21 protein-coding genes are annotated in these 22,167 nt (G+C 50.7%); 4 read left to right on the forward strand and 17 right to left on the reverse strand.

Going from position 1 to position 22,167, the window contains the following annotated elements:
• The 4 genes from mrdA to AC0IWZ_RS05050 all read right to left on the reverse strand — a co-directional run bounded on the left by mrdA (position 1) and on the right by AC0IWZ_RS05050 (position 3,587).
• On the reverse strand, positions 1–1,902 hold the full coding sequence (gene mrdA / locus AC0IWZ_RS05035) for a peptidoglycan DD-transpeptidase MrdA (protein ID WP_034493993.1): 1,902 nt from the start codon (positions 1,900–1,902) through the stop codon (positions 1–3).
• 27 nt (positions 1,903–1,929) lie between these two features.
• Positions 1,930–2,400 (reverse strand): 23S rRNA (pseudouridine(1915)-N(3))-methyltransferase RlmH, encoded by a 471-nt coding sequence (gene rlmH / locus AC0IWZ_RS05040; protein ID WP_034456714.1) that lies wholly within the window; start codon positions 2,398–2,400, stop codon positions 1,930–1,932.
• A gap of 3 nt (positions 2,401–2,403) precedes the next feature.
• Positions 2,404–2,721, reverse strand: a complete 318-nt coding sequence (rsfS, locus tag AC0IWZ_RS05045; RefSeq protein WP_034493995.1) for a ribosome silencing factor — start codon at positions 2,719–2,721, stop codon at positions 2,404–2,406.
• Between the two features lie 254 nt (positions 2,722–2,975).
• Positions 2,976–3,587: an adenosylcobalamin/alpha-ribazole phosphatase gene (locus AC0IWZ_RS05050; protein ID WP_034493997.1), complete on the reverse strand. Its 612-nt coding sequence runs from the start codon at positions 3,585–3,587 to the stop codon at positions 2,976–2,978.
• A 68-nt stretch (positions 3,588–3,655) separates the two neighbouring features.
• Between AC0IWZ_RS05050 and cobD the strand changes: the two genes are divergently transcribed.
• On the forward strand, positions 3,656–4,750 hold the full coding sequence (gene cobD / locus AC0IWZ_RS05055) for a threonine-phosphate decarboxylase CobD (RefSeq protein ID WP_471677958.1): 1,095 nt from the start codon (positions 3,656–3,658) through the stop codon (positions 4,748–4,750).
• On the opposite strand, the gene nadD is transcribed toward cobD, so the two are convergent.
• Genes nadD through leuS form a run of 4 tightly spaced genes read right to left on the reverse strand, consistent with a single transcriptional unit; the run spans position 4,722 to position 9,610 of the window.
• Positions 4,722–5,375 carry a nicotinate-nucleotide adenylyltransferase gene (gene nadD, locus AC0IWZ_RS05060; protein WP_034494001.1) on the reverse strand — a complete coding sequence of 218 codons (654 nt, stop codon included), beginning with the start codon at positions 5,373–5,375 and terminating at the stop codon, positions 4,722–4,724. The genes cobD and nadD overlap by 29 nt on opposite strands.
• Positions 5,368–6,399: a DNA polymerase III subunit delta gene (holA, locus tag AC0IWZ_RS05065; RefSeq protein WP_471677956.1), complete on the reverse strand. Its 1,032-nt coding sequence runs from the start codon at positions 6,397–6,399 to the stop codon at positions 5,368–5,370. The genes nadD and holA overlap by 8 nt, the downstream gene beginning before the upstream one ends.
• A complete protein-coding gene (gene lptE / locus AC0IWZ_RS05070; protein WP_259267329.1) occupies positions 6,396–7,013 on the reverse strand; it encodes an LPS assembly lipoprotein LptE in 618 nt (205 codons plus the stop codon). The genes holA and lptE overlap by 4 nt, the downstream gene beginning before the upstream one ends.
• Before the next feature lie 14 nt (positions 7,014–7,027).
• On the reverse strand, positions 7,028–9,610 hold the full coding sequence (gene leuS, locus AC0IWZ_RS05075; RefSeq protein WP_034494007.1) for a leucine--tRNA ligase: 2,583 nt from the start codon (positions 9,608–9,610) through the stop codon (positions 7,028–7,030).
• A 251-nt stretch (positions 9,611–9,861) separates the two neighbouring features.
• Here leuS and AC0IWZ_RS05080 point away from each other — a divergent pair, with 251 nt between their 5' ends.
• Complete coding sequence (locus tag AC0IWZ_RS05080) at positions 9,862–10,344, forward strand: zinc ribbon-containing protein (RefSeq protein ID WP_034494009.1); 483 nt, start codon at positions 9,862–9,864, stop codon at positions 10,342–10,344.
• 27 nt (positions 10,345–10,371) lie between these two features.
• Positions 10,372–11,418, forward strand: coding sequence for a TRAP transporter substrate-binding protein DctP (gene dctP, locus AC0IWZ_RS05085; RefSeq protein ID WP_471677954.1), 1,047 nt, complete (start codon positions 10,372–10,374; stop codon positions 11,416–11,418).
• A gap of 57 nt (positions 11,419–11,475) precedes the next feature.
• Here the strand turns inward: dctP and AC0IWZ_RS05090 are convergent, their stop codons facing one another.
• The 9 genes from AC0IWZ_RS05090 to miaB all read right to left on the reverse strand — a co-directional run bounded on the left by AC0IWZ_RS05090 (position 11,476) and on the right by miaB (position 20,769).
• On the reverse strand, positions 11,476–12,201 hold the full coding sequence (locus AC0IWZ_RS05090; RefSeq protein ID WP_034494013.1) for an amino acid ABC transporter ATP-binding protein: 726 nt from the start codon (positions 12,199–12,201) through the stop codon (positions 11,476–11,478).
• Complete coding sequence (gltK, locus tag AC0IWZ_RS05095; RefSeq protein WP_034494015.1) at positions 12,201–12,875, reverse strand: glutamate/aspartate ABC transporter permease GltK; 675 nt, start codon at positions 12,873–12,875, stop codon at positions 12,201–12,203. The genes AC0IWZ_RS05090 and gltK overlap by 1 nt, the downstream gene beginning before the upstream one ends.
• Before the next feature lie 2 nt (positions 12,876–12,877).
• Positions 12,878–13,618: an amino acid ABC transporter permease gene (locus AC0IWZ_RS05100; protein ID WP_034494016.1), complete on the reverse strand. Its 741-nt coding sequence runs from the start codon at positions 13,616–13,618 to the stop codon at positions 12,878–12,880.
• A 202-nt stretch (positions 13,619–13,820) separates the two neighbouring features.
• The gene (locus AC0IWZ_RS05105; protein ID WP_034494018.1) at positions 13,821–14,732 is read right to left on the reverse strand and encodes an amino acid ABC transporter substrate-binding protein; all 912 of its coding nucleotides are present in this window, start codon (positions 14,730–14,732) and stop codon (positions 13,821–13,823) included.
• Positions 14,733–15,090: 358 nt separating this feature from the next.
• On the reverse strand, positions 15,091–16,632 hold the full coding sequence (gene lnt / locus AC0IWZ_RS05110; protein WP_471677952.1) for an apolipoprotein N-acyltransferase: 1,542 nt from the start codon (positions 16,630–16,632) through the stop codon (positions 15,091–15,093).
• Between the two features lie 7 nt (positions 16,633–16,639).
• Positions 16,640–17,518: a CNNM family magnesium/cobalt transport protein CorC gene (gene corC / locus AC0IWZ_RS05115; RefSeq protein ID WP_034494022.1), complete on the reverse strand. Its 879-nt coding sequence runs from the start codon at positions 17,516–17,518 to the stop codon at positions 16,640–16,642.
• A gap of 100 nt (positions 17,519–17,618) precedes the next feature.
• Positions 17,619–18,086, reverse strand: coding sequence for an rRNA maturation RNase YbeY (gene ybeY / locus AC0IWZ_RS05120; protein ID WP_034494024.1), 468 nt, complete (start codon positions 18,084–18,086; stop codon positions 17,619–17,621).
• Positions 18,083–19,144: a PhoH family protein gene (locus AC0IWZ_RS05125; protein WP_471677950.1), complete on the reverse strand. Its 1,062-nt coding sequence runs from the start codon at positions 19,142–19,144 to the stop codon at positions 18,083–18,085. The genes ybeY and AC0IWZ_RS05125 overlap by 4 nt, the downstream gene beginning before the upstream one ends.
• Before the next feature lie 197 nt (positions 19,145–19,341).
• Positions 19,342–20,769 carry a tRNA (N6-isopentenyl adenosine(37)-C2)-methylthiotransferase MiaB gene (gene miaB, locus AC0IWZ_RS05130; protein WP_034494027.1) on the reverse strand — a complete coding sequence of 476 codons (1,428 nt, stop codon included), beginning with the start codon at positions 20,767–20,769 and terminating at the stop codon, positions 19,342–19,344.
• 135 nt (positions 20,770–20,904) lie between these two features.
• On the opposite strand from miaB, the gene ubiF reads away from it, so the two are divergent.
• On the forward strand, positions 20,905–22,080 hold the full coding sequence (gene ubiF / locus AC0IWZ_RS05135; RefSeq protein ID WP_471677948.1) for a 3-demethoxyubiquinol 3-hydroxylase: 1,176 nt from the start codon (positions 20,905–20,907) through the stop codon (positions 22,078–22,080).
• The last annotated feature ends 87 nt before the right edge of the window (positions 22,081–22,167 follow it).

Consider the following 22,167-nt stretch of genomic DNA (forward strand, 5'->3'; position numbering starts at 1 on the left):
TTATTGATCCTCTGCACCTGCTGGTGCCGGCGCTTCAGTAGGCAGTACCGTATTGTCATCCCCGAGCATAATGTGGTCGAGGATTTGGCGCATGATGGTGCCTACAGCGGGGCCTGCACCGCCGTTTTCCAGAATCATGGTGACGGAAACCTTTGGATTATCGTAAGGGGCAAACGCGGTCATCAATTTATGATCGCGCAAGCGTTCAGCGATTTTGTGGGCGTTGTAGGTTTCGTTGGCTTTCAGGCCAAAGACCTGCGCGGTCCCTGATTTCGCTGCGACTTTGTACGGTGCGTTGGCAAAGTATTTGTGCGCGGTACCGTTAGGGCGGTTGGCAACGCCGTACATGCCGTCTTTGGCAATTTCCCAGAAACCAGAGTGGATATCGCCAACAGGTGGCTGTACAGGTTGCTGCCACGGAACCTGCTTACCATTCTCAACGGTGCTCATCAGGAAATGAGGAACGCGAACGATGCCGTCGTTAATCAGGATCATCATCGCCTTGCTCATCTGAATCGGTGTTGCGGTCCAGTAGCCCTGGCCGATGCCCACAGGAATGGTGTCACCCTGATACCACGGCTTTTTAAAGCGTTTCAGCTTCCATTCACGCGTCGGCATGTTCCCGGCTCGCTCTTCGGAAAGATCGATACCCGTATAATGCCCGTAGCCAAACTTGCGCATCCATTCGCCCATGCGGTCAATACCCATGTCATAGGCGACCTGGTAGAAGTAGGTATCCGCAGATTCTTCAAGCGCTTTGGTGACATTCAGGCGGCCATGGCCCCATTTTTTCCAGTCACGATACCGTTTTTCTGAGCCTGGTAATTGCCACCAGCCTGGGTCAAACAATGAAGTGTTTTTGGTGATAACACCTGCGCTCAACGCCGAAACGGCCATATACGGTTTCACCGTCGAAGCCGGAGGATATACCCCCTGGGTCGCACGGTTGATAAGCGGCGTATTCGGGTCGTTAAGTAAACCGGAATAGTCTTTGCTTGAGATACCGTCGACGAACAGGTTCGGGTTATAACTCGGCATTGAAACCAGCGCCAGAATGCCACCCGTGCGCGGATCAGTCACTACGACTGCGGCGCGACTACCCGCCAGTAAAGTTTCAATATAATTCTGTAGCTTAAGGTCGATAGTCAGATAAATATCGTGCCCGGCCTGCGGAGGAACTTCTTTGAGCTGACGAATCACGCGGCCACGGTTGTTGACTTCAACTTCCTCATAACCGGTTTGACCGTGTAGAACTTCTTCGTAGTAGCGTTCGATTCCCAGCTTGCCAATGTCGTGCGTGGACGCGTAGTTTGCCAGTTTGCCGTCTTTATCCAGACGCTCAACGTCTTTATCGTTGATTTTGGAAACGTAGCCAATAACGTGGGTCAACGCCGAGCCGTATGGGTAGAAACGGCGTTTATAGCCTTTCACTTCAACGCCGGGGAAGTGGTACTGATTCACGGCAAAACGCGCAACCTGCACTTCTGTGAGGTTAGTTTTGACCGGAATGGAGGTGAAGCGATGGGAACGCGCGCGTTCTTTCTTAAAGTTAACAATATCTTCGTCGGTTAAATCAACCACCGAGCGCAGGGCTTCAAGCGTAGCCTGAACGTCATCCACCTTTTCCGGCATCATTTCCACCTGGTATATGGTGCGATTGAGTGCCAGTGGTGTGCCATTGCGGTCGTAGATAATACCGCGGCTAGGTGGGATTGGGACCAGTTTGATTCGGTTTTCGTTGGAGCGAGTCTGGTAGTCGGTGTAACGGACGATTTGCAAATTATAAAGGTTGGCGACCAGCACACCGCTTAGCGCCAAAATACCAAGAAACGCGACTAACGCCCGGCGCACAAATAGCGCAGACTCAGCTGAATAGTCGCGAAAAGAATTCTGTAATTTCATCCGCAGCTTTGTTCTACCTGACGATATCTACTCACGGTGATAGGGATGGTTGGTCGTAATGCTCCACGCGCGGTACAGGCTTTCGGCAACCAGCACCCGCACTAAAGGGTGAGGCATTGTCAGATTCGAAAGCGACCAACTTTGTTCTGCGGCAGCTTTGCATGCCGGGGCAAGACCTTCCGGGCCGCCAATCAGCAGGCTGACATCTCGACCATCCTGTTTCCAACGTTCAAGCTGCACGGCAAGGTGCGGCGTATCCCAAGGTTGACCTGGGATATCCAGCGTGACAATACGGTTGCCCTTGCCGGCGGCAGCCAACATCATTTCGCCTTCTTTTTCGAGAATGCGTTTGATATCGGCATTTTTGCTACGTTTGCCCGCAGGAATTTCTACCAATTCAAATGGCATATCCTTTGGAAAACGACGCAGGTACTCGGTAAAGCCGGTTTGTACCCAGTCAGGCATTTTAGTGCCGACTGCGACTAGTTGCAGCTTCACGCATTAACCCCAGAGCTTTTCCAGTTCGTACAGTTGACGGCTTTCTTCTTGCATCACATGAACGATAACTTCGCCAAGATCAACAACTACCCAGTCAGTCGCGTTAATGCCTTTCACACCCAGCGCGTCAAAACCTGCTTTGCGGGATGATTCTACGACGTGTTCTGCGATAGACATAACGTGGCGATTAGAAGTACCGGTACAGATAATCATGCAATCAGTGATGCTTGATTTACCCTGAACATCCAGAGCAACGATGTCCTGGCCTTTGAGGTCGTCGATTTTATCGACGATGAAATCTTGAAATTCTTTACCCTGCAAGTGTTCCCCCTGGGAGAAGTAGAGTGTGTTCGATGGTGCCCGCATAAAAACCCATTGAATAGGGCAGTTTTACTGATAAGTCGGCAATGCGGCGCTCAAAGCGGGGTATCATCCCACCGAGTGGCCTGGTTTGCATCGCCATTTTTGTAAAACTATTTTGGAAAGTCATGCTTGCGGGCAGGAAATTATGGCAGCGGAGCATAACAGCCTGGACTGTAGTGTCAATGGTTGACGACAACTGTAACCCATTCAACTCACGATGATGGGTAATAAACAGCACGATTATTAAGGGTTCTGAGCGTCGTGAAGCTATCGTTAATCTCTATGCAACTCCATGCTCCTTGCTCAATGACAAAATGCCACAGGGAGGCAGGCGGCATGTTGAGCAACGTCGCGATAAACAAACTTAGCACGCCCTGATGGCTCACAATCAGAACATTCTCTTCTGTTGGCTGCACTAAAAGAGAGGATGCGAATCCGCAAACACGCTGCGAGAAACGCTGGAAACCTTCGCCATTATTTGGCACCACGTTCTGCCAGTCATTGCACCATGCGGCGTAGTTTTCTGCATCCAGGCGTTGTAAATCGCGATGGTGGCGCATTTCCCAATCGCCAAAATTCATCTCATTGAGTCGAGGTTCGGTAATGACGGGGAGTTCGCGCTGCTGGAGAATCAACTGTGTCGTATGTTGTGCGCGGCAAAGTTCACTGCAAAGCACTTTATCGAACGCAACATCATTTAACATATTGCCGACGGCTTCAGCTTGCGAGATGCCTCTCTCCGTCAGCGGAGTTTCGGAAATACCGCTGTATAAACCCTCTAAATTTGCCTGGGTTTGCCCATGGCGCACTAACCATAATTTCATCTCATCCTCCGCAGGCATCAGTGTATCATTGCGTTTCTTGTTTTGAGGTCAGTTTTATTGGGGGATATATGGCATTGAGTAGCCAGCACGGTGGCAATATTATACAAGCGGCTGCCGCGATTGGCGTGGATGCAAACTCGCTCACTGACTTTAGTGCGAATATCAATCCGTTAGGTATGCCTGATTCCTTAAAACGGGCGATTACCGAAAACCTGGCATTGGCTGAGCGCTACCCCGACGTTGAGTACCGTGCTCTGCATCAGGCGTTGGCTCATCATCATAAAATCCCGGCAGAATGGGTGCTGGCAGGAAATGGTGAAACGGAGCTGATTTTTAATCTGGTTCAGCAACTTTCTCCACGCACAGCATTATTGTTGACGCCCGGATTTGCCGAATATCGCCGGGCGTTAACTCGGGTCGGCTGCGAGATAGTCGATTTTCAGCTTTCTGAAGAACAGGGCTGGCAGCCTGATGAATCCTTACTCAGCGCATTAACGCCCGATCTCGATTGCCTGTTTCTGTGCACGCCTAATAACCCAACCGGACTTTTGCTCGATAACGTTTTGCTTCTGGCTATCGCGCAGCGTTGCCGTGAAAACAGTATTGCGCTGATCGTTGACGAGGCCTTTCTCGACTTTTTGCCTGATGAACCCGGTTTAATTCCCCAGCTTTCAAACTTCCCTCAGCTTTACGTTTTGCGTTCGCTCACCAAATTCTTTGCCATCGCCGGGCTGCGTCTTGGTTACCTGGTCAGCGCGGATACCGTAACCGTTGGGCGGATTCGTACACTCAGAGAACCCTGGACGATTAATGCGTTTGCCGCATTGGCCGGAGAGGTGATCCTCAACGATCGTGATTACATTGAAGCGAGTTATCGCTGGTTGAGTGCTGAACAACCCCGGCTGTATAACGGGTTGAGTGAATTACAGGGGATTACGGTCTGGCCGCCAAGGGCGAATTATATCTTCCTGCGTTGCGATATTGACGGGTTAGAGTTGCAACGGGTGTTGCTGGAAAAGAATATTTTGATTCGCCATTGCGCAAATTACCCTGGACTGGATGCACGTTATTACCGGGTGGCAATTAAAAGCCAGTTGGATAACGATAAGTTACTGGATGCGTTGCGGCGCATACTTAGCGATAAAGCTGGTGCTGGCGAATAAATTCAGCCACGGCCGGGGGGAGGAGGTCATCGCAGGGAAGGTGCTGCTCAAGGCGCTGGCGAATGGCAGTCGCAGAAATATCCACCATTGGCGTCTGCGCGAGGTAAATTTTACCTGCAGGATGGCTGTGGAGTTGTTCAACGGACGTGGTCTGATGTTCATCCAGCCATTGTTGTTCTGCGGGAGTCTTCATCGACAAAGAATATCCCGGACGCTGGCAAACTAATAAATGGCATAACGTCAGCAAAGTTTCCCAGCGGTGCCAGCGTTGCAGACTTAGCAACGAATCCTGACCCACAATAAATGCCAGCGGCTGCTCAGCGCCAATTTCTGCGCGCAGTTGTTCGAGCGTTTCTACTGTGTACGAGGGAGTTTCACGCCTGAGTTCGCGGTCATCGAGCCTGAAAAGGGGATTTCCCTCGATGGCGAGTTCGACCATTTTTTTGCGCTGTTGGCTGTTTGCCAGCGGCTGCGGGCGATGTGGCGGCACGTTGTTTGGCATGATGGTCACTTGCTGTAACACGACCTGTTTTGCCAGTGCTTCAACCGGTTTTAAATGCCCGTAATGAATGGGATCGAAAGTCCCGCCATACAGGGCAGATAAACGCGATTCATTGTTAGCCATCAATAAAAATTTCCGGCAAAGCTTTATGACAAAGCAGCAGGGAAAGCCCTTCAAGCTCAGCCCAGACGGATTGCCCGTAATCTTTTTTCAGCGTCATTTCGATTTGGCTGAGCAAGCGCACAGCCTGGAAAAGCTGCTCTGCCGATAAACGATTGAGTGCTTCGGTAACGAGTGCGCGGCGGTTTTGCCATACACGTTGCTGATCAAACAAAGTCCGCAGCGGTGTCTGCGCCGACTGGCGTTTAAGATTAACCAGTTGCAGCAATTCACGCTGGATAGTGCGCAGCAAAATGACCGGCTCACTGGCTTCGAGGCGCAACTGTTGCAGGATATGCAACGCACGCTTACTTTTACCCGCAAGAATCGCATCTACCCAATGGAACGGGGTGAAATGCGCGGCATCATTAACAGCCTGCTCGACGCGAGGCAGTGTCAACGTTCCATCCGGCCAAATTAATGACAGGCGTTCCAGTGCCTGTGACAGCGCCAGTAAGTTGCCTTCATAGCAGTAGCAAAGTAGCTGGTTGGCAGCCTCATCCAGATTCAGGTTCATCTGTTTGGCTCGTTGGGCAACCCAACGCGGCAATTGTGCTTGTTCAGGCGTCTGACAAGTGACTATCACACTACGGTCAGCCAGTTTCGTCAGCCACGCGGCATTTTCCTGCGCTTTGGTGAGTTTGTTACCGCGCACCATCAGCAATATGTCGTCGTGCAGCAGGGAAACCAGCATTTCGAGTTGTGTGTTGATAGCCGCGTTGGGGCCATTTTCTGGCAACAAAAGCAGGAGTGTTTGACGGCTGGCAAACAGGCTTAACGCCTGGCAAATGGAGAACAGATCTTGCCAGTCGGTACTGGCATCAATCTGAACAGTATGATGTTCTTCAAAAGCCTGAGTACTTGCCGTTTGACGAATAGCATCCTGGCTTTCCTGAAGTAATAGCGGATCGTTACCGAGCAGCAGATACGCCGCGCGCAGCCCTTCGTTGAGCTGCGCGCGGAGTTGTTCAGGGTACAACCGAATCATTTGCTACCAGATGTGGCCGGAAGCGTTGCCGACGTACGCCCGGTGGATGCTGCAGGAGTTGAAGTTGTATCTTTAACCGGTTTTTCGGCCTCTTCAGTCTCAGCAACATCAGCCACGCGCACGCTCATCAGCTTACGGATCAGCTGTTGCGCGGCAGTGGTATACATCTCTTTGATAAGCAAATCTTGCTCAGCATCTTTTGCCAGAGCAGTCAGTGGGTTATCGAAGAATGATTTATACACTTTGGCACTGATCGGATAAATGTCGTGGCCCGGGATCAACACTTGTGCTGAAACCGTCATGACCATTTGATACTCCGCAGTACGCCCATCCTGGAAGATAGATGCGGTATCCTGGCCAATCCCACTGCCCAGCAAACGCAGCGATGGAATATCCTTGCGAACACCCGTACCGGTATCTTCCACAATCGTGACGCCGTTCAGGCGTAACTGAGAGCGAACTTCACGTGCCAATGGGCCGTTGGGATCACCTGAGTTCAGGATCAATGTTTTCATTTGATCCGGAACCTGCGTGCTGCCACGCAGATGAAAACCACACCCGGCGGTGACAAGCACCGCCAAAGTAACTAACAAGCTGACAAAGGGATGTCGCACGGTTCCTCCTGCGCTTAGCCCACAACCAGATTGAGCAGTTTGCCCGGAACGTAAATCACTTTACGTACGGTCACACCCTCAAGATATTTCGCAACCAGATGTTCCTGACCTGCGCGCTCCTGCACTTGTTCCTGCGTAGCATCTGCTGGAACAGTGATTTTGCCGCGAACTTTACCATTCACTTGCACCACAACCAGCAGTGAGTCTTCAACCATTGCTGATTCATCAGCCTGCGGCCACGGTGCATTGTCGATATCGCCTTCACCACCCAGAGATTGCCACATATCGAAGCAAACGTGCGGGGTGAACGGATAAAGCATGCGAACGACCGCTAACAGAGCTTCGTTCAGCAATGCACGATCCTGATCGCCATCCTGCGGTGCTTTCGCCAGTTTGTTCATCAATTCCATGATGGCAGCGATAGCGGTGTTAAAGGTCTGACGACGACCGATATCATCGGTCACTTTTGCGATAGTTTTGTGAACATCGCGGCGCAATGCTTTTTGATCTTCGCTCAGTGCTGCAACGTCAAGCGTTGGAGAAGCACCACGGCTAGTGTGTTCATATGCCAGTCTCCAGACACGTTTCAGGAAGCGGTTTGCCCCTTCAACGCCGGATTCTTGCCATTCCAGAGTCATATCAGCTGGTGATGCAAACATCATGAACAAGCGAACAGTATCGGCGCCGTAACGTTCAACCATGACCTGCGGGTCGATGCCGTTGTTTTTCGACTTCGACATTTTGCTCATGCCAGCATAGACCAGTTCATTGCCCTGCGCGTCAGAGGCTTTGATAATACGGCCTTTCTCATCACGTTCTACAATCGCATCAACCGGGGAAACCCAGTTCCGCTCACCGTTAACACCGGTGTAATAGAAGGCGTCAGCCAGTACCATACCCTGACACAGCAGCTGTTTGGCAGGCTCGTTAGACGTCACCATGCCCGCATCGCGCATCAGTTTGTGGAAGAAGCGGAAGTAGAGCAGGTGCATGATGGCGTGTTCGATGCCACCAATATAGATATCAACTGGCAGCCAGTAGTTAGCCGCTTTCGAGTCCAGCATGCCTTTGTCGTACTGCGGGCAGGTATAACGCGCGTAGTACCAGGAAGATTCCATAAAGGTATCGAAGGTATCGGTTTCACGCAGCGCAGGTTTGCCATCAACGGTGGTTTTAGCCCACTCAGGATCCGCTTTAATTGGGCTGGTGATGCCGTCCATCACAACATCTTCAGGTAGGATAACCGGCAGTTGATCTGCAGGCGTTGGCATTACGGTGCCGTCTTCCAGAGTCACCATTGGAATTGGTGCGCCCCAGTAACGCTGACGGGAAACACCCCAGTCGCGCAGACGATAGTTAACTTTACGCTCACCCACACCTTTAGCTGCCAGTTTATCGGCAATTGCGTTAAAACCGTTCTGGAAGTCCAGACCGTCAAACTCGCCAGAGTTGAACAGCACGCCTTTTTCGGTCATTGCAGCAGCGGTCAGGTCCGGCTCGCTGCCGTCAGCATTCAGAATAACCGGTTTGATTTGCAGCCCGTATTTGGTTGCAAATTCCCAGTCGCGCTGGTCGTGGCCTGGAACTGCCATTACCGCGCCTGTGCCGTATTCCATCAAGACGAAGTTAGCGACCCAAACTGGAACAGCTTCGCCAGTCAATGGGTGAATAGCGTTAACGCCAGTCGCTACGCCTTTCTTCTCCATGGTTGCCATTTCAGCTTCGGCAACCTTGGTGTTACGGCATTCATCAACGAATTCAGCCAGTTCAGGGTTGTTCAACGCCGCTTGTTGCGCGATGGGATGACCCGCAGCCACAGCCAGGTAAGTCACACCCATGAAGGTGTCCGGGCGGGTGGTGTAAACAGTCAGTTTTTCAGCACTATTTTCAACGTCGAAAGTAATTTCAACGCCTTCAGAACGGCCAATCCAGTTACGTTGCATGGTTTTGACCTGATCAGGCCAATGGTCCAGCGTATCCAGATCGTTTAACAGTTCGTCTGCGTAGGCAGTGATTTTGATAAACCACTGTGGGATTTCTTTGCGTTCAACTTTGGAGTCACAACGCCAGCAGCACCCGTCGATAACCTGTTCGTTTGCCAGAACAGTCTGGTCGTTCGGGCACCAGTTAACCGCGGAGGTTTTTTTGTAAACCAGGCCTTTGTTGTAAAGCTGAGTGAAGAATTGCTGTTCCCAACGGTAATATTCCGGGGTACAGGTCGCCAGCTCGCGGCTCCAGTCATAACCAAAGCCCAGCGTTTTGAGCTGGTTCTTCATGTAATTGATGTTGTCGTAAGTCCACGGCGCAGGTGCGGTGTTATTTTTTACCGCCGCCCCTTCAGCGGGCAGACCGAACGCATCCCAGCCGATTGGCTGCAGAACGTTTTTGCCCAGCATGCGCTGATAACGCGCGATAACGTCACCGATGGTGTAGTTACGAACGTGGCCCATGTGTAGTCGACCAGAAGGATAGGGGAGCATCGAGAGGCAGTAATACTTCTCTTTGCCTTCGTCTTCGGTTACTTCAAAAGTACGCTTCTCTTGCCAGTGAAGCTGTACGTTGGATTCTATCTCTTCCGGGCGATATTGCTCTTGCATGGCAGCCAGTGGTCCTGTGATGAAAGACAGCTACAGGTTGTAGCTTTAACTATTAAATTTCAGATCGGCATAGCATAGCCGATAAGACAGCGGCAAAACAGCCTTTCGACAGCCTGTGTGGGCATTTCTCATTTGCAGTTATTTACCTTGCTTGTGGGCAAACTAACAAAGTGTCAGCCGATTAAGGTCTACTATTAGAGTAGGTTACACGACACTGAACGCAGGAATCTCTTCAAGGAGGCAGGCAGACGATGAACAAGGTTGCTCAATTTTACCGTGAACTGGTGGCCTCACTCACCGAACGGTTACGTAATGGAGAGCGCGATATTGACGAACTGGTCGCCAGCGCGCGTAAACGCATGAACGAAACCGGGGAGTTGACCCGTACCGAAGTTGATGAAGTAACGCGCGCAGTACGCCGTGATTTAGAAGAATTTGCTCGTAGTTACAATGAAAGCCAGGGTGAATTTACCGACAGCGTTTTTATGCGCGTCATTAAAGAAAGTCTGTGGCAGGAACTGGCGGATATCACCGACAAAACGCAGCTTGAGTGGCGTGAGGTTTTTCAGGATCTGAATCATCACGGTGTTTATCACAGCGGTGAAGTGGTGGGATTGGGGAACCTGGTCTGCGAAAACTGCCATTTCCATCTGGCGATTTATACTCCCGATGTTTTGCCCGTTTGCCCGAAATGCGGGCATAACCAGTTCAGCCGTCGGCCATTCGAGCCTTAATTCTCACGAACCAGCGAAGGAACCGCAATGCAACGTCCGTTTCTGGCCAGAAAAATACTGGCCCTTTTCCTCACCACGCTGCTGATGCCAACGACGGTATCAGCAGTTCAAATCCTCAAATACTCCGATCACGAACCGCTGGGCGGAATGCGCACCAGCTTCATTAAAGATGTGTTCTTTGCCGAAATTGAGAAGGAATCGCAGGGCCGCCTGAAAGTTGACGCTCACTGGAACAGTGAACTGGCTCGTAGTTATGATGCTCTGGGCGTTGTAAAAGAAGGGACGGTTGCTGATATGGCAATCGTGGTGCCTGAATACACGCCGAAAGAATTCCCCTTGCAGCAGATATTCAAAAGTTTCCCCGTTGGGCCAACGGGCGCTCGTCAGGTTGAATTTTTCCGCAAGGCTTATGCCACCATTCCTGCCTTTCAGGCGGAAGTTGCCCGGCAAAATGTGGTTAATCTCTTTTTGGCAACCGGCTATCCCGTCGCATTCTTTAGCACTAAACCGCTGAATAAACTCGACGATATTACCGGTCAAAAGTGGCGCTCTGCTAGTTTCTGGCATCAGGACTTCCTGAAAAATAGCGGTGCAATTCCCGTTTCTATGCCGTGGGGTGAGGGGATTTATGATGCGCTTAAAGCGGGGAGCCTGGATGGGCTAATGGTCAACGTAGACAGTGGATATGAACTCAACGTCCATAAAACGGCGCCAAATGTTTTGATCTCTAAAGATCTGTGGCTTGGGCACGTTTATATGCTGGTGATGAATAAAGATACGTGGAACAAGCTTGTCGACGAGGATAAACAAGCGATTCAGCGAGCAGCGTCCAAAGCTTATCAAACCCTGGGCTCGGTAATGGACAGCAGTTTCGACAGTATGGTGGGTGAACTTGCTCACAATGGAGTGAAAATCCGTCAACTGAGTTCAACTGAAGTCGCTCATTGGGAGAGTGCAACCCAATACCAGCAAGTGCAGGAAAAGTGGGTTAAAGAACAAGAGAGCAAGGGCGTGAAAGAAGCTGGTCCGACGATGGATAAAGTCACTGCGCTACTGAAAGAATCGATGAAATAAAAGTGCTTTACGCAATGCCTGCACAATCACAAAAGGGTTGTGCAGGCATTTCTATGATTAGTGCAGGATTTTCGCCAGGAAGTCTTTCGCACGTTCGGACTGTGGATTATTGAAGAAATCCTCTTTGTTAGAGTCTTCGACAATTTTCCCTTCATCCATAAAGATCACGCGATTCGCCACTTTACGGGCAAAGCCCATCTCGTGCGTCACCACCATCATTGTCATCCCTTCGTGTGCCAGCTCTACCATAACGTCCAACACTTCGTTGATCATCTCAGGGTCAAGTGCTGAGGTTGGTTCATCAAACAACATCGCTACCGGGTCCATACACAACGCACGGGCAATGGCGACACGCTGCTGCTGGCCGCCGGATAGCTGTGCCGGGAACTTATCGGCATGAGCCGTCAGCCCAACACGCTCCAGCAGTTTCAGACCTTTTTTACGTGATTCATCTTTGTTGCGTTTCAGCACTTTCACCTGCGCTAACGTCAGGTTTTCAATAATCGACAAATGTGGGAACAGCTCAAAGTGTTGGAACACCATACCGACGTGCGAGCGTAACTCAGCCAGATTGGTTTTCTTATTATTCACCTGGGTGCCGTTCACCACAATTTCGCCTTTCTGCACAGGCTCCAGCCCATTCACAGTTTTAATCAGCGTTGATTTACCTGAGCCAGACGGTCCGCAAACCACCACGACTTCGCCCTTTTTCACTTCTGTTGAGCAGTCGGTTAGCACCTGAAAGTGGCCATACCATTTAGAAACATTTTTCAGGGAGATCATTACACTGTCCTTTTCTTCAAATAGCTGACCAAAAGCGAAGCGCTCAAACTGATTGCGAAATACACGGCACCGGCGAACAAGATCATTTCAACCTGGGTCCCGTCGCGCTCGCCAATCGTCGATGCGGTACGGAAGAAATCAGCCAGGCTCAACACATAAACCAGCGACGTATCCTGGAACAGTACGATGCCTTGAGTAAGCAGCAACGGCACCATGGCGCGGAACGCTTGCGGCAGGATGATCAATTTCATTGACTGCCAGTGCGTCATTCCCAAAGCCAGCGCGGCGTTGGACTGCCCACGCGAAACGCTCTGAATACCCGCGCGGATAATCTCTGAATAGTAAGCGGCTTCAAACATAGAAAACGCCACCATCGCGGAAATTAAGCGAATGTCGGTTTGAGGTGAAAGCCCCAATACTTTCTGCAAGAATCCAGGCACCACCAGGTAGAACCACAGCAAAACCATGACGAGCGGAATAGAACGGAAAACGTTGACGTAAGCACTGGCAAACCAGGCTACTGGCTTAATCGGAGACAGGCGCATCACCGCGAGAAGCGTTCCCCACACAATACCGAAGATAACCGCCGTCACCGTGATTTTCAGGGTGATGATCAGCCCCTGCATCAGGTAAGGCATGGCGGGAAGAATGGACGTCCAGTCAAAATCGTACATTATTATTTGCCTCCCATATTGCCAGGCAGGCGAACTTTGCGTTCAACCACATACATCACCAACATAATCACGGCGTTAATCAGTACATACGCCAGCGTGATGGCAGTAAAGGATTCATAGGCGTGCGCGGAATAATCCAGCAATTTACCCGCCTGAGCGGCCATGTCGACCAGACCAATAGTTGAAGCGATGGCCGAGTTTTTCACCAGGTTCATCATTTCAGATGTCATTGGCGGCACAATCACGCGGTAGGCATTCGGCAACAGAACATAACGATAGGCTTGCGGCAACGTGAGGCCCATCGCCAGTGCAGCATTTTTCTGCCCGCGTGGTAGCGATTGAATCGCGGCGCGAACCTGTTCGCAAACACGAGCGGCGGTAAACAAGCCAAGGCAAATCATCGACGACAAGAAGAATTGGACATTCGGGTCGAGTTCAGACTTAAACCACATGCCGAGATTTTCGGGCAGTAACTCAGGCACCACTAAGTACCAGGTAAAGAACTGCACGATAAGCGGCACGTTACGGAAGAGTTCAACATACAGCGTGCCAATCCCCGACAACCATTTATTCGGGACAGTACGCAAGATGCCGAATAATGATCCGACGAGGAAAGCGATGATCCATGCGCAGATGGACAGGGCGACAGTGACCTGGAAACCATTCCAGATCCAGCCCAAATAGGTGGTGTTGCCGAACGGGGCGGGCTGTAAAAATATTCCCCAGTTCCAGTCTATAGACATAACGTACTCCGAGAAAAAATTGAGGGTAGCGAGTTACGCTACCCTCGAAGATTGATGAGAAGCTTGTACCCGTATTTCAGGTCGTTGCCTGAAATTTTTGGGTACTTTCACGCCGGATGGGGAACGGCCATCCGACGCATAGTCTGTCCGAGCTTCAGTTCGTCAATCGGGAGGGCTGGGTCATCCCGGCCCCTGGTTCTAGTTAGTTTAGGGCTTTATCGTTTGGTGCTTTGAACAGAGCTTTCATGTCGTCAGAAAGTGCAAAGTTCATGTTGATGTTTTTCGGTGGAATTGGATTCATAAACCACTTATCAAACCATTTCGCCGCTTCACCAGAAGTCTGTGCCTGAGCGATGGTGTCATCCATCAACTTCTTAAACTCTGCGTCGTCTTTACGCAGCATACAGCCGTATGCTTCGCGGGATTGCGGAGTGCCTAGAATTTCCCAGTTATCCTGTTTCTTCGCTTTAGCACGTTCACCCGCCAGCAGAGCATCGTCCATCATAAAGGCAACGGCGCGACCGCTTTCCAGAGTACGGAACGAGTCACCGTGGTCTTTGGCGCTGATAATGCGCATGTCCATTTTCTTCTCTTCGTTCAGCTTGTTGAGCAGAACTTCAGAAGTGGTACCGGAAGTCACAACGACCGCTTTACCTTTCAGGTCAGCGAAATCTTTGATCGGGCCGCCTTTCTTAACCAGCAAACGCGTACCGACGACGAAGATAGTGTCAGAGAATGAGGCTTGTTTCTGGCGCTCGAGGTTGTTAGTGGTGGAACCACACTCAAAATCAAAGGTGCCGTTTTGCAGCAATGGAATACGGTTCTGAGAAGTAATCGGGATCAACTTAACGTGCAGGTCAGGCTTGTTGAGCTTTTTCTTTACGGCTTCAACGATAGCGTTGGAGTAATCCTGAGAATAGCCGACCACTTTCTGTTGGTTATCGTAGTAGGAGAAAGGAACGGAAGACTCACGGTGGCCGACCACAATAACGCCGTTAGCAGCGATTTTCTCAAGCGTACCTTGTTGAGCCGCCGGTTTAGCATCTTCGGCATGTGCGATACCTGCACCTAAACCTAATACCAGCAACGCTGAGGTTAGTTTACGTAATTGCATTACCAACTCCTTTTTTATGCCACAGGGCATTGATACCTGATGTGTGTTGTTTGTTGTTGTGTGTTACTAAAACAGGGTGAAACTTGTTCTTTTGTTAACATTTAACCTAGCTGAATGTAAAGATTTTGCTATCCAGATGTTTGTTTTTGCGAAGCGTGCCGCACCGTTTAAAGGCAAAAATGTTCCGTTGCACTACTTTGGTGCTCGTAATGTCATTGTTTGGTGCAGCTCAATGCTTCGTGCTGTCCATAGGGCGCAGGCTCAGCATTTTGTAGGCTTCTGAGGGATAATTATTTGCAAAGGTTGTGCCAGAAATGAAAAAGGCCAGCAATGGCTGGCCTTTTTAGGTGATGCAGAATCAGGATTTACGACGGGTACGAAGTGCCAGTAAAACAGAGGCAAAGCCAAATATTAACGTCAGTCCCCACAGCGGCCAGTCGCCAAAGCGTGCATATGGCGTAATACCGCGCGTTGGCGTGACCTTCGCTTCCAGAACCTGACGAGTAAACTGCGGGATCATCGCATCAATGTCGCCATTAGCGTTAATGACCGCAGTAATACCATTATTTGTACTACGCAACAGTGGGCGACCCAATTCCAGCGAACGCATACGCGCCATCTGGAAATGCTGCCACGGGCCAATAGACTTACCAAACCATGCATCGTTTGAAATGGTCAGTAGGAAATCGGTGTCCGGGCGGAAATTATCGCGCACCTGTTCGCCAAGAATAATTTCATAGCAAATTGCTGGCGTGAGCTTGATTCCGTTGGATGAAAGCTGCGGCTGTAAATATGGTCCACGGCTGAACGACGACATCGGCAAATCAAAGAATGGAGCAAGTGGGCGCAGGATAGATTCCAGCGGAACAAACTCGCCAAACGGCACAAGGTGATTCTTGTTGTAACGGTCAGCGCTGTTGTAGCTGTACTGATTCCCTTCGCCGAGCGTGATAATGGTGTTGTAAGTATCGTAACGGTTCTGCTTATTCAAACGTGCGTCGACAATACCGGTGATCAATGAGCTGTGCTTAGAGCGCAGCAGATCGTCCATCATCGTCAGGAATTGCTGCTGGTTTATCTCGAGATCCGGAATGGCGGATTCAGGCCAGATAATCAGCTGGGAATTACCCATCTGCGGCTGAGTTTTATCGAGATAAATTTTCAGCGTATTCAGTAGCTGGTTTTCATCCCATTTCAACGATTGAGGAATGTCACCCTGAACCATCGCCACGTCTACGGTGCGCTCAGTTTGTGGTTGATACCATTGAATTGAGCGCAACGGCCATGGGAGCAGCAGCAGGGCAGCGGCAATCACCGCCGGGCGCCAGTTACGTTCGTGCAGCGCAAACACCAACAGACCGCTAATAATCATCAGCAGGAAGGTGACGCTTTCGACGCCCAGAATCGGCGCGATGCCTTTCAGCGGGCCATCAATCTGGCTATAGCCAAACTGCAACCACGGGAAGCCGGTTAACACCCAACCGCGCAGGAACTCGGTGAGTTGCCATAACATCGGAGCGGCAATGGCGACGCGCCACCACGTTGTTTTTGGGCAAAGCTTACTGAGAAATCCGCCAAACAAACCGGTATATAACGAGAGATAAGCGGCAAGTAAGACGACTAAAAAGACGTTAATCGGGCCTGGCATACCGCCAAACTGCGCGATACTGACATATACCCAGTTAATGCCTGAGCCAAATAGCCCCAGTCCCCAGAAGAAACCAATCCACGCACTTTGAATCGCACGACGATTAAGAGTCAGCCCCTGAAGCCCTGCTAAAGAAACTATCGCAGCAGGCCAAAAATCGTAAGGGGAGAAAGCCAGCGTTCCGCAGGCACCAAAAAGCAGCGCCAGCAGCAGACGCACGCGCTGGCGTTGAAGGAGTAGGGCTATAGCCATCTTTGAATTAATCTTCCAGTTTCGGTTGCGGCGAGTCGTCCGGAATTCTGACATGAACCTGAATCACGCGGCGGCTATCTGCCATCGCGACTTTGAACTGATAACCATCTATTTCAATGGTTTCGCCACGAGCAGGTAGGTGGCCAAAGGCCTGCATAACGAGTCCACCAATGGTGTCCACTTCGTCATCATTGAAATGGGTAGCAAAGGTGTCGTTGAAATCTTCGATTGAGGCCAGTGCGCGAACCGTCCAGGTATGGCGGCTTAGCTGGCGGAAATCGCCGTCTTCTTCGTCGTCGTACTCATCTTCGATTTCCCCGACAATCAGTTCGAGAATATCTTCGATGGTGACAAGCCCGGAGACGCCGCCAAACTCATCAATCACTATCGCCATATGGTAGCGCTGCTGACGAAACTCTTTGAGCATCCGGTCAACACGCTTACTTTCCGGCACAACAACTGCCTGTCGTAACACTTTTTCCATGCTAAATGGCTCAGTATCGCTGCGCATAAACGGCAGCAGATCTTTAGCCATCAGAATCCCTTCGATATGATCTTTGTCTTCACTGATCACCGGGAAGCGGGAGTGTGCCGATTCGATGATCACATCGAGGCATTCGTCCAGCGTCTGGTTGTGTTTGAGCGTTACCATTTGAGAGCGAGGGATCATGATGTCGCGGACGCGTTGGTCGGCGATATCCATGACGCCTTCGAGCATGTCGCGGGTATCTTGATCGATAAGATCGTTTTGCTCAGAATCACGGATGAGTGTCAGCAGATCGTCACGGTTTTTAGGTTCACCGTGGAATAGCTGGTTGAGAATCAGGGAAAAGAATCCCTTCTTACTGGCAGGTGTGTCACTGTTTTGGGAATTGTCGTCGCTCATGGCGTTAGGTTTGTGGCCCCTCGGTTAATTAATAGATAGCAGGCAGTTAATGGCTCGCTGCCTGCACTTGATGCGTTACGGTAATCATTTACTGTAGCGACTATTCTTTCTCGGCAATGTACGGATCAGCATACCCAAGAGCAAGCATTATCTCTGTTTCCAGGGATTCCATCTCTTCGGCTTCTTCATCTTCAATGTGATCGTAGCCAAGCAGATGCAGACTGCCGTGGATAACCATATGCGCCCAATGCGCATCCAACGGTTTTTGTTGTTCTTTCGCTTCTTGTTCCACGACTTGACGACAAATAATCAGATCGCCCAGTAACGGAAGTTCAATACCTGGAGGGGCTTCAAACGGGAACGAAAGCACATTTGTGGATTTATCTTTCCCACGGTAAGTGAGGTTCAAATCGTGGCTTTCAGCGTCGTCAACCAGGCGAATCGTGACTTCTGATTCTTCCTGGAATTGCGGAATGACCGCATCAAGCCATGTCTGAAATTGCACTTCTGTAGGCAGGCCGCTTGCTTCTTCACATGCGACCTGTAAATCCAGTATTACCTGACTCATTTACTCTCCTGGGCGGCGGCGTTTATCGCCATCGCTTCTCGCTTGCGTTCTGCCGCGAGTTCATCTTTACGCACCTGTTCAGCGTTTTCCCACGCTTCATAGGCATTAACAATACGTGCCACAACCGGGTGGCGCACAACGTCTTCACTATTAAGGAAGTTAAAGCTGATTTCATCGACTTCAGCCAGCACCTCAATGGCGTGGCGCAGGCCTGATTTAAGATTTTTTGGCAAGTCGATTTGGGTTACGTCGCCGGTAATTACCGCTTTGGAGTTAAAACCAATACGCGTCAGGAACATCTTCATCTGTTCGATGGTGGTGTTCTGGCTTTCATCCAGAATGATGAACGCGTCGTTGAGCGTACGGCCACGCATATAAGCCAGCGGGGCGACTTCAATCACGTTACGTTCTATCAGCTTCTCAACGCGCTCAAAGCCGAGCATTTCAAACAAAGCGTCATATAACGGGCGCAAATAAGGGTCAACTTTCTGGCTTAAATCACCCGGTAGGAAACCAAGTTTTTCACCGGCTTCAACCGCTGGACGAGTTAGCAAAATACGGCGAATATCCTGACGCTCCAGCGCATCCACAGCGGCTGCAACCGCGAGGTAAGTTTTACCCGTCCCCGCAGGGCCAACGCCGAAAGTTATGTCGTGGTCCAGAATGTTCGCGATGTATTGCGCCTGGTTCGGCGTACGCGGCTTGATAACACCACGTTTAGTTTTGATATTTACCGCTTTACCGTATTCAGGAACACTTTCAGCAGACTGTTCAAGAACGCGTATTTCTTTTATGGCGAGGTGAATTTGCTCAGGCGTGATGTCCAGAATTTCGCCACGCATTGGCGCGGTATCAACATACAGATTGCGCAGAATATCTGCGGCTGCATTGACCAGAATCGGGCGACCCGTGAGCTTGAATTGATAGTCACGACGGTTGATCTCGATCCCCAGACGACGTTCAAGCTGCTTGATGTTGTCATCAAATGGGCCACACAGGCTTAGCAGACGCGCATTGTCTGCGGGTTCTAGCGTAATTTCACGTGTTTCGATATTCAAACTTATCCTCGGGGTCGCAAAGGGCCAGTTGAAGGTGTCGCTGCAAGAGTGCAGGCCATAAAAAGATTATTTACGGCGAGGGCTGATGGCGCAAGCCTGCTTTTCGATATTTGGGTGGATGCTTCCGAATGCAAGTGAAAACTATGAAAATGCCCATCGGGTCACGGCGTTAGCGAACCCGCGGGCATTAAGGGGAACTACGGCTGATAAATCCCGACGCCGATTTCGTTCTCTTTACGTGTGCGGGCAATCACTGACTCTGGAGATTGCGCAATACGCAGCCCCATCTCATCTTCGGTGCGAACCACTTTCCCGCGTAGGGAGTTGTTCGTCGCAACCTCAGTGATTTCCACATCAACAAATTTACCGATCATATCCGGGGAGCCTTCAAAGTTCACGCCGCGGTTGTGTTCGGAACGTCCGGTCAGCTCCATAATGTTTCTGCGTGAGGTACCTTCGACAAGGACACGCTGGATAGTGCCAACCATCTTACGGCTATATTCCATGGCCTGTTGGTTGATACGCTCTTGCAGAATATAGAGGCGCTGCAATTTCTCTTTTTCTGGCACGTCATCCACCATATCGGCGGCTGGTGTGCCCGGGCGAGAAGAAAAGACGAAGCTGTAGCTCACGTCAAAATTCACATCGCCAATAACCTTCATAGTTTGCTCGAAGTCCTGCTGGGTTTCGCCAGGGAAGCCGACGATAAAGTCAGAGCTAATCTGGATGTCAGGACGAACCGCCCGCAGCTTGCGGATAATCGATTTGTATTCCAGTGCTGTATGGGTACGCCCCATCAGATTTAATACGCGATCGGAGCCACATTGAATAGGCAGGTGCAGGAAGCTCACCAGCTCAGGCGTATCACGATAAACTTCGATGATATCGTCAGTGAATTCAATTGGATGGCTGGTGGTGAAACGAATGCGGTCAATACCGTCAATCGCAGCCACCAGGCGCAACAATTCAGCGAAGGAACAGATGCCGCCATCAAAAGATGGGCCACGATAAGCATTCACATTCTGGCCGAGTAAGTTAACTTCACGTACACCTTGTGCGGCGAGTTGCGCGATTTCAAACAACACATCATCACATGGGCGGTTCACTTCCTCACCGCGCGTATAAGGCACCACGCAGTAAGTACAATACTTGTTACAGCCTTCCATAATAGAAACGAATGCTGTCGGGCCGTCAGCTTTGGGTTCTGGCAGGCGGTCAAACTTCTCGATTTCCGGGAAGCTAACATCAACAATTGGGCTGCGGTTGCCGCTCACTTTATTGATCATTTCCGGCAGGCGGTGCAGTGTCTGCGGCCCGAAAACGATATCAACATAGTGCGCACGGCTACGAATCAGCTTGCCTTCCTGGGAAGCAACGCAGCCGCCAACGCCAATAATGATATTGGGATTTTTGCGCTTTAAGAGTTTCCAACGGCCAAGCAGATGGAACACTTTTTCCTGGGCTTTTTCACGGATAGAGCAGGTATTGAGCAGCAATACATCTGCTTCTTTTGGGTTATCCGTAAGCGTATAGCCATGCGTGCTATTCAGCAGATCGGCCATCTTCGATGAATCGTATTCGTTCATCTGACAGCCCCAGGTTTTGATATGGAGTTTTTTTGTCATCGACTTGCCATTGCTCAGTTAAAGCCAGGAATTCAGGCGGCGTATTGTAATGCTTTGGCCTTGATGTGACCAGCCTACGAAACTTGCGTAAAAATCCGGTAGAATCAGCATAGACAATTTAAGGACTAAATCATCATGTTGAACCAGTCAATCGACGTCGCGATAGTCGGCGGAGGCATGGTCGGTGCGGCCGCAGCTCTTGGTCTCGCGCAAAATGGTTTCCGGGTCGCGGTGATTGAGCATCAGGCTCCGGCAGCCTTTGACGCAACAAGCCAACCCGATGTGCGTATTTCGGCTATCAGTAGTGCCTCGGTCGGGTTGTTGAAATCACTTGGCGTTTGGGATGTGATTCGCTCAATGCGCAGTCATGCTTATCGCCAGCTCGAAACCTGGGAATGGGAAAGCGCTCATGTGAGCTTTAATGCGCAGGAGCTTGGGTTGCCGGAACTTGGCTATATGGTGGAGAACTCGGTGCTGCAACTCGCGCTGTGGCAGGCGCTGGAGGCACATTCTAACGTCACATTACTCTGCCCGGCGCAACTGGCCGGTATGCACGGCGAGGCGGGGCAGTGGACGCTACAGTTCGCTGATGAACAGACTTTGACGGTGCCGATGGTGATTGGCGCAGATGGCGCGAATTCGCAGGTTCGTCGCTGGGCGGGAATCGGTATTCATGCCTGGGAATATCGGCAGTCTTGCATGTTGATTACCGTGAAATGCGAGCAATCTCCAGGCGACAGTACCTGGCAGCATTTTACGCCGAGCGGGCCGCATGCGTTTTTACCGTTATTTGATCATTGGGCTTCGCTGGTGTGGTATGACTCGCCGGCCCGAATTCGCCAGTTGCAGAATATGACGATGCCGCAATTGCAAAAAGCGATTGAAACGAGCTTCCCTCAACGTTTAGGAAAAGTCACTCCGGTTGCCTGCGGCGCATTCCCGCTGACGCGCCGCCATGCATTGCAGTATACGCAGCAAGGTCTGGCGTTGATTGGTGATGCCGCTCATACCATTCACCCGTTAGCCGGTCAGGGCGTTAATCTCGGTTATCGTGATGTGGAAGCATTGCTTGATGTGATGATTAATGCGCGTAGTTATGGCGAAAACTGGGCGCAAGCGCGTGTATTAAAACGCTACCAGACACGTAGGCAGGCAGATAATTTCCTGATGCAAAGCGGCATGGATCTTTTCTATGCGGGATTCAGCAACAGTTTAGGGCCGCTGCGAGTGATTCGTAATCTGGGACTTATGGCCGCCGAGCGCGGTGGTGTTCTTAAACGTCAGGCGTTGAAGTATGCGTTAGGGTTATGAGTTAGCGGCTGTATAGTTTTACCCAGGTCGGATTAGCGCAGCGACATCCGACGTATCTATATTTACCAAACGCAGAAAAGCAAAAAG

The organism is Buttiauxella sp. AC142, from assembly GCF_979253435.1.

Excerpts from the sequence above, each read along its gene's own strand:
- dctP (WP_471677954.1), top strand. The coding sequence starts at position 10,372 with ATGCAACGTCCGTTTCTGGCCAGAAAAATACTGGCCCTTTTCCTCACC.
- leuS (WP_034494007.1), bottom strand. The coding sequence starts at position 9,610 with ATGCAAGAGCAATATCGCCCGGAAGAGATAGAATCCAACGTACAGCTT.
- corC (WP_034494022.1), bottom strand. The coding sequence starts at position 17,518 with ATGAGCGACGACAATTCCCAAAACAGTGACACACCTGCCAGTAAGAAG.
- miaB (WP_034494027.1), bottom strand. The coding sequence starts at position 20,769 with ATGACAAAAAAACTCCATATCAAAACCTGGGGCTGTCAGATGAACGAA.
- mrdA (WP_034493993.1), bottom strand. The coding sequence starts at position 1,902 with ATGAAATTACAGAATTCTTTTCGCGACTATTCAGCTGAGTCTGCGCTA.
- gltK (WP_034494015.1), bottom strand. The coding sequence starts at position 12,875 with ATGTACGATTTTGACTGGACGTCCATTCTTCCCGCCATGCCTTACCTG.
- ubiF (WP_471677948.1), top strand. The coding sequence starts at position 20,905 with ATGTTGAACCAGTCAATCGACGTCGCGATAGTCGGCGGAGGCATGGTC.
- AC0IWZ_RS05080 (WP_034494009.1), top strand. The coding sequence starts at position 9,862 with ATGAACAAGGTTGCTCAATTTTACCGTGAACTGGTGGCCTCACTCACC.
- lnt (WP_471677952.1), bottom strand. The coding sequence starts at position 16,632 with ATGGCTATAGCCCTACTCCTTCAACGCCAGCGCGTGCGTCTGCTGCTG.
- ybeY (WP_034494024.1), bottom strand. The coding sequence starts at position 18,086 with ATGAGTCAGGTAATACTGGATTTACAGGTCGCATGTGAAGAAGCAAGC.
- cobD (WP_471677958.1), top strand. The coding sequence starts at position 3,656 with ATGGCATTGAGTAGCCAGCACGGTGGCAATATTATACAAGCGGCTGCC.
- nadD (WP_034494001.1), bottom strand. The coding sequence starts at position 5,375 with ATGGCTAACAATGAATCGCGTTTATCTGCCCTGTATGGCGGGACTTTC.
- AC0IWZ_RS05105 (WP_034494018.1), bottom strand. The coding sequence starts at position 14,732 with ATGCAATTACGTAAACTAACCTCAGCGTTGCTGGTATTAGGTTTAGGT.
- holA (WP_471677956.1), bottom strand. The coding sequence starts at position 6,399 with ATGATTCGGTTGTACCCTGAACAACTCCGCGCGCAGCTCAACGAAGGG.
- AC0IWZ_RS05050 (WP_034493997.1), bottom strand. The coding sequence starts at position 3,587 with ATGAAATTATGGTTAGTGCGCCATGGGCAAACCCAGGCAAATTTAGAG.
- AC0IWZ_RS05100 (WP_034494016.1), bottom strand. The coding sequence starts at position 13,618 with ATGTCTATAGACTGGAACTGGGGAATATTTTTACAGCCCGCCCCGTTC.
- AC0IWZ_RS05090 (WP_034494013.1), bottom strand. The coding sequence starts at position 12,201 with ATGATCTCCCTGAAAAATGTTTCTAAATGGTATGGCCACTTTCAGGTG.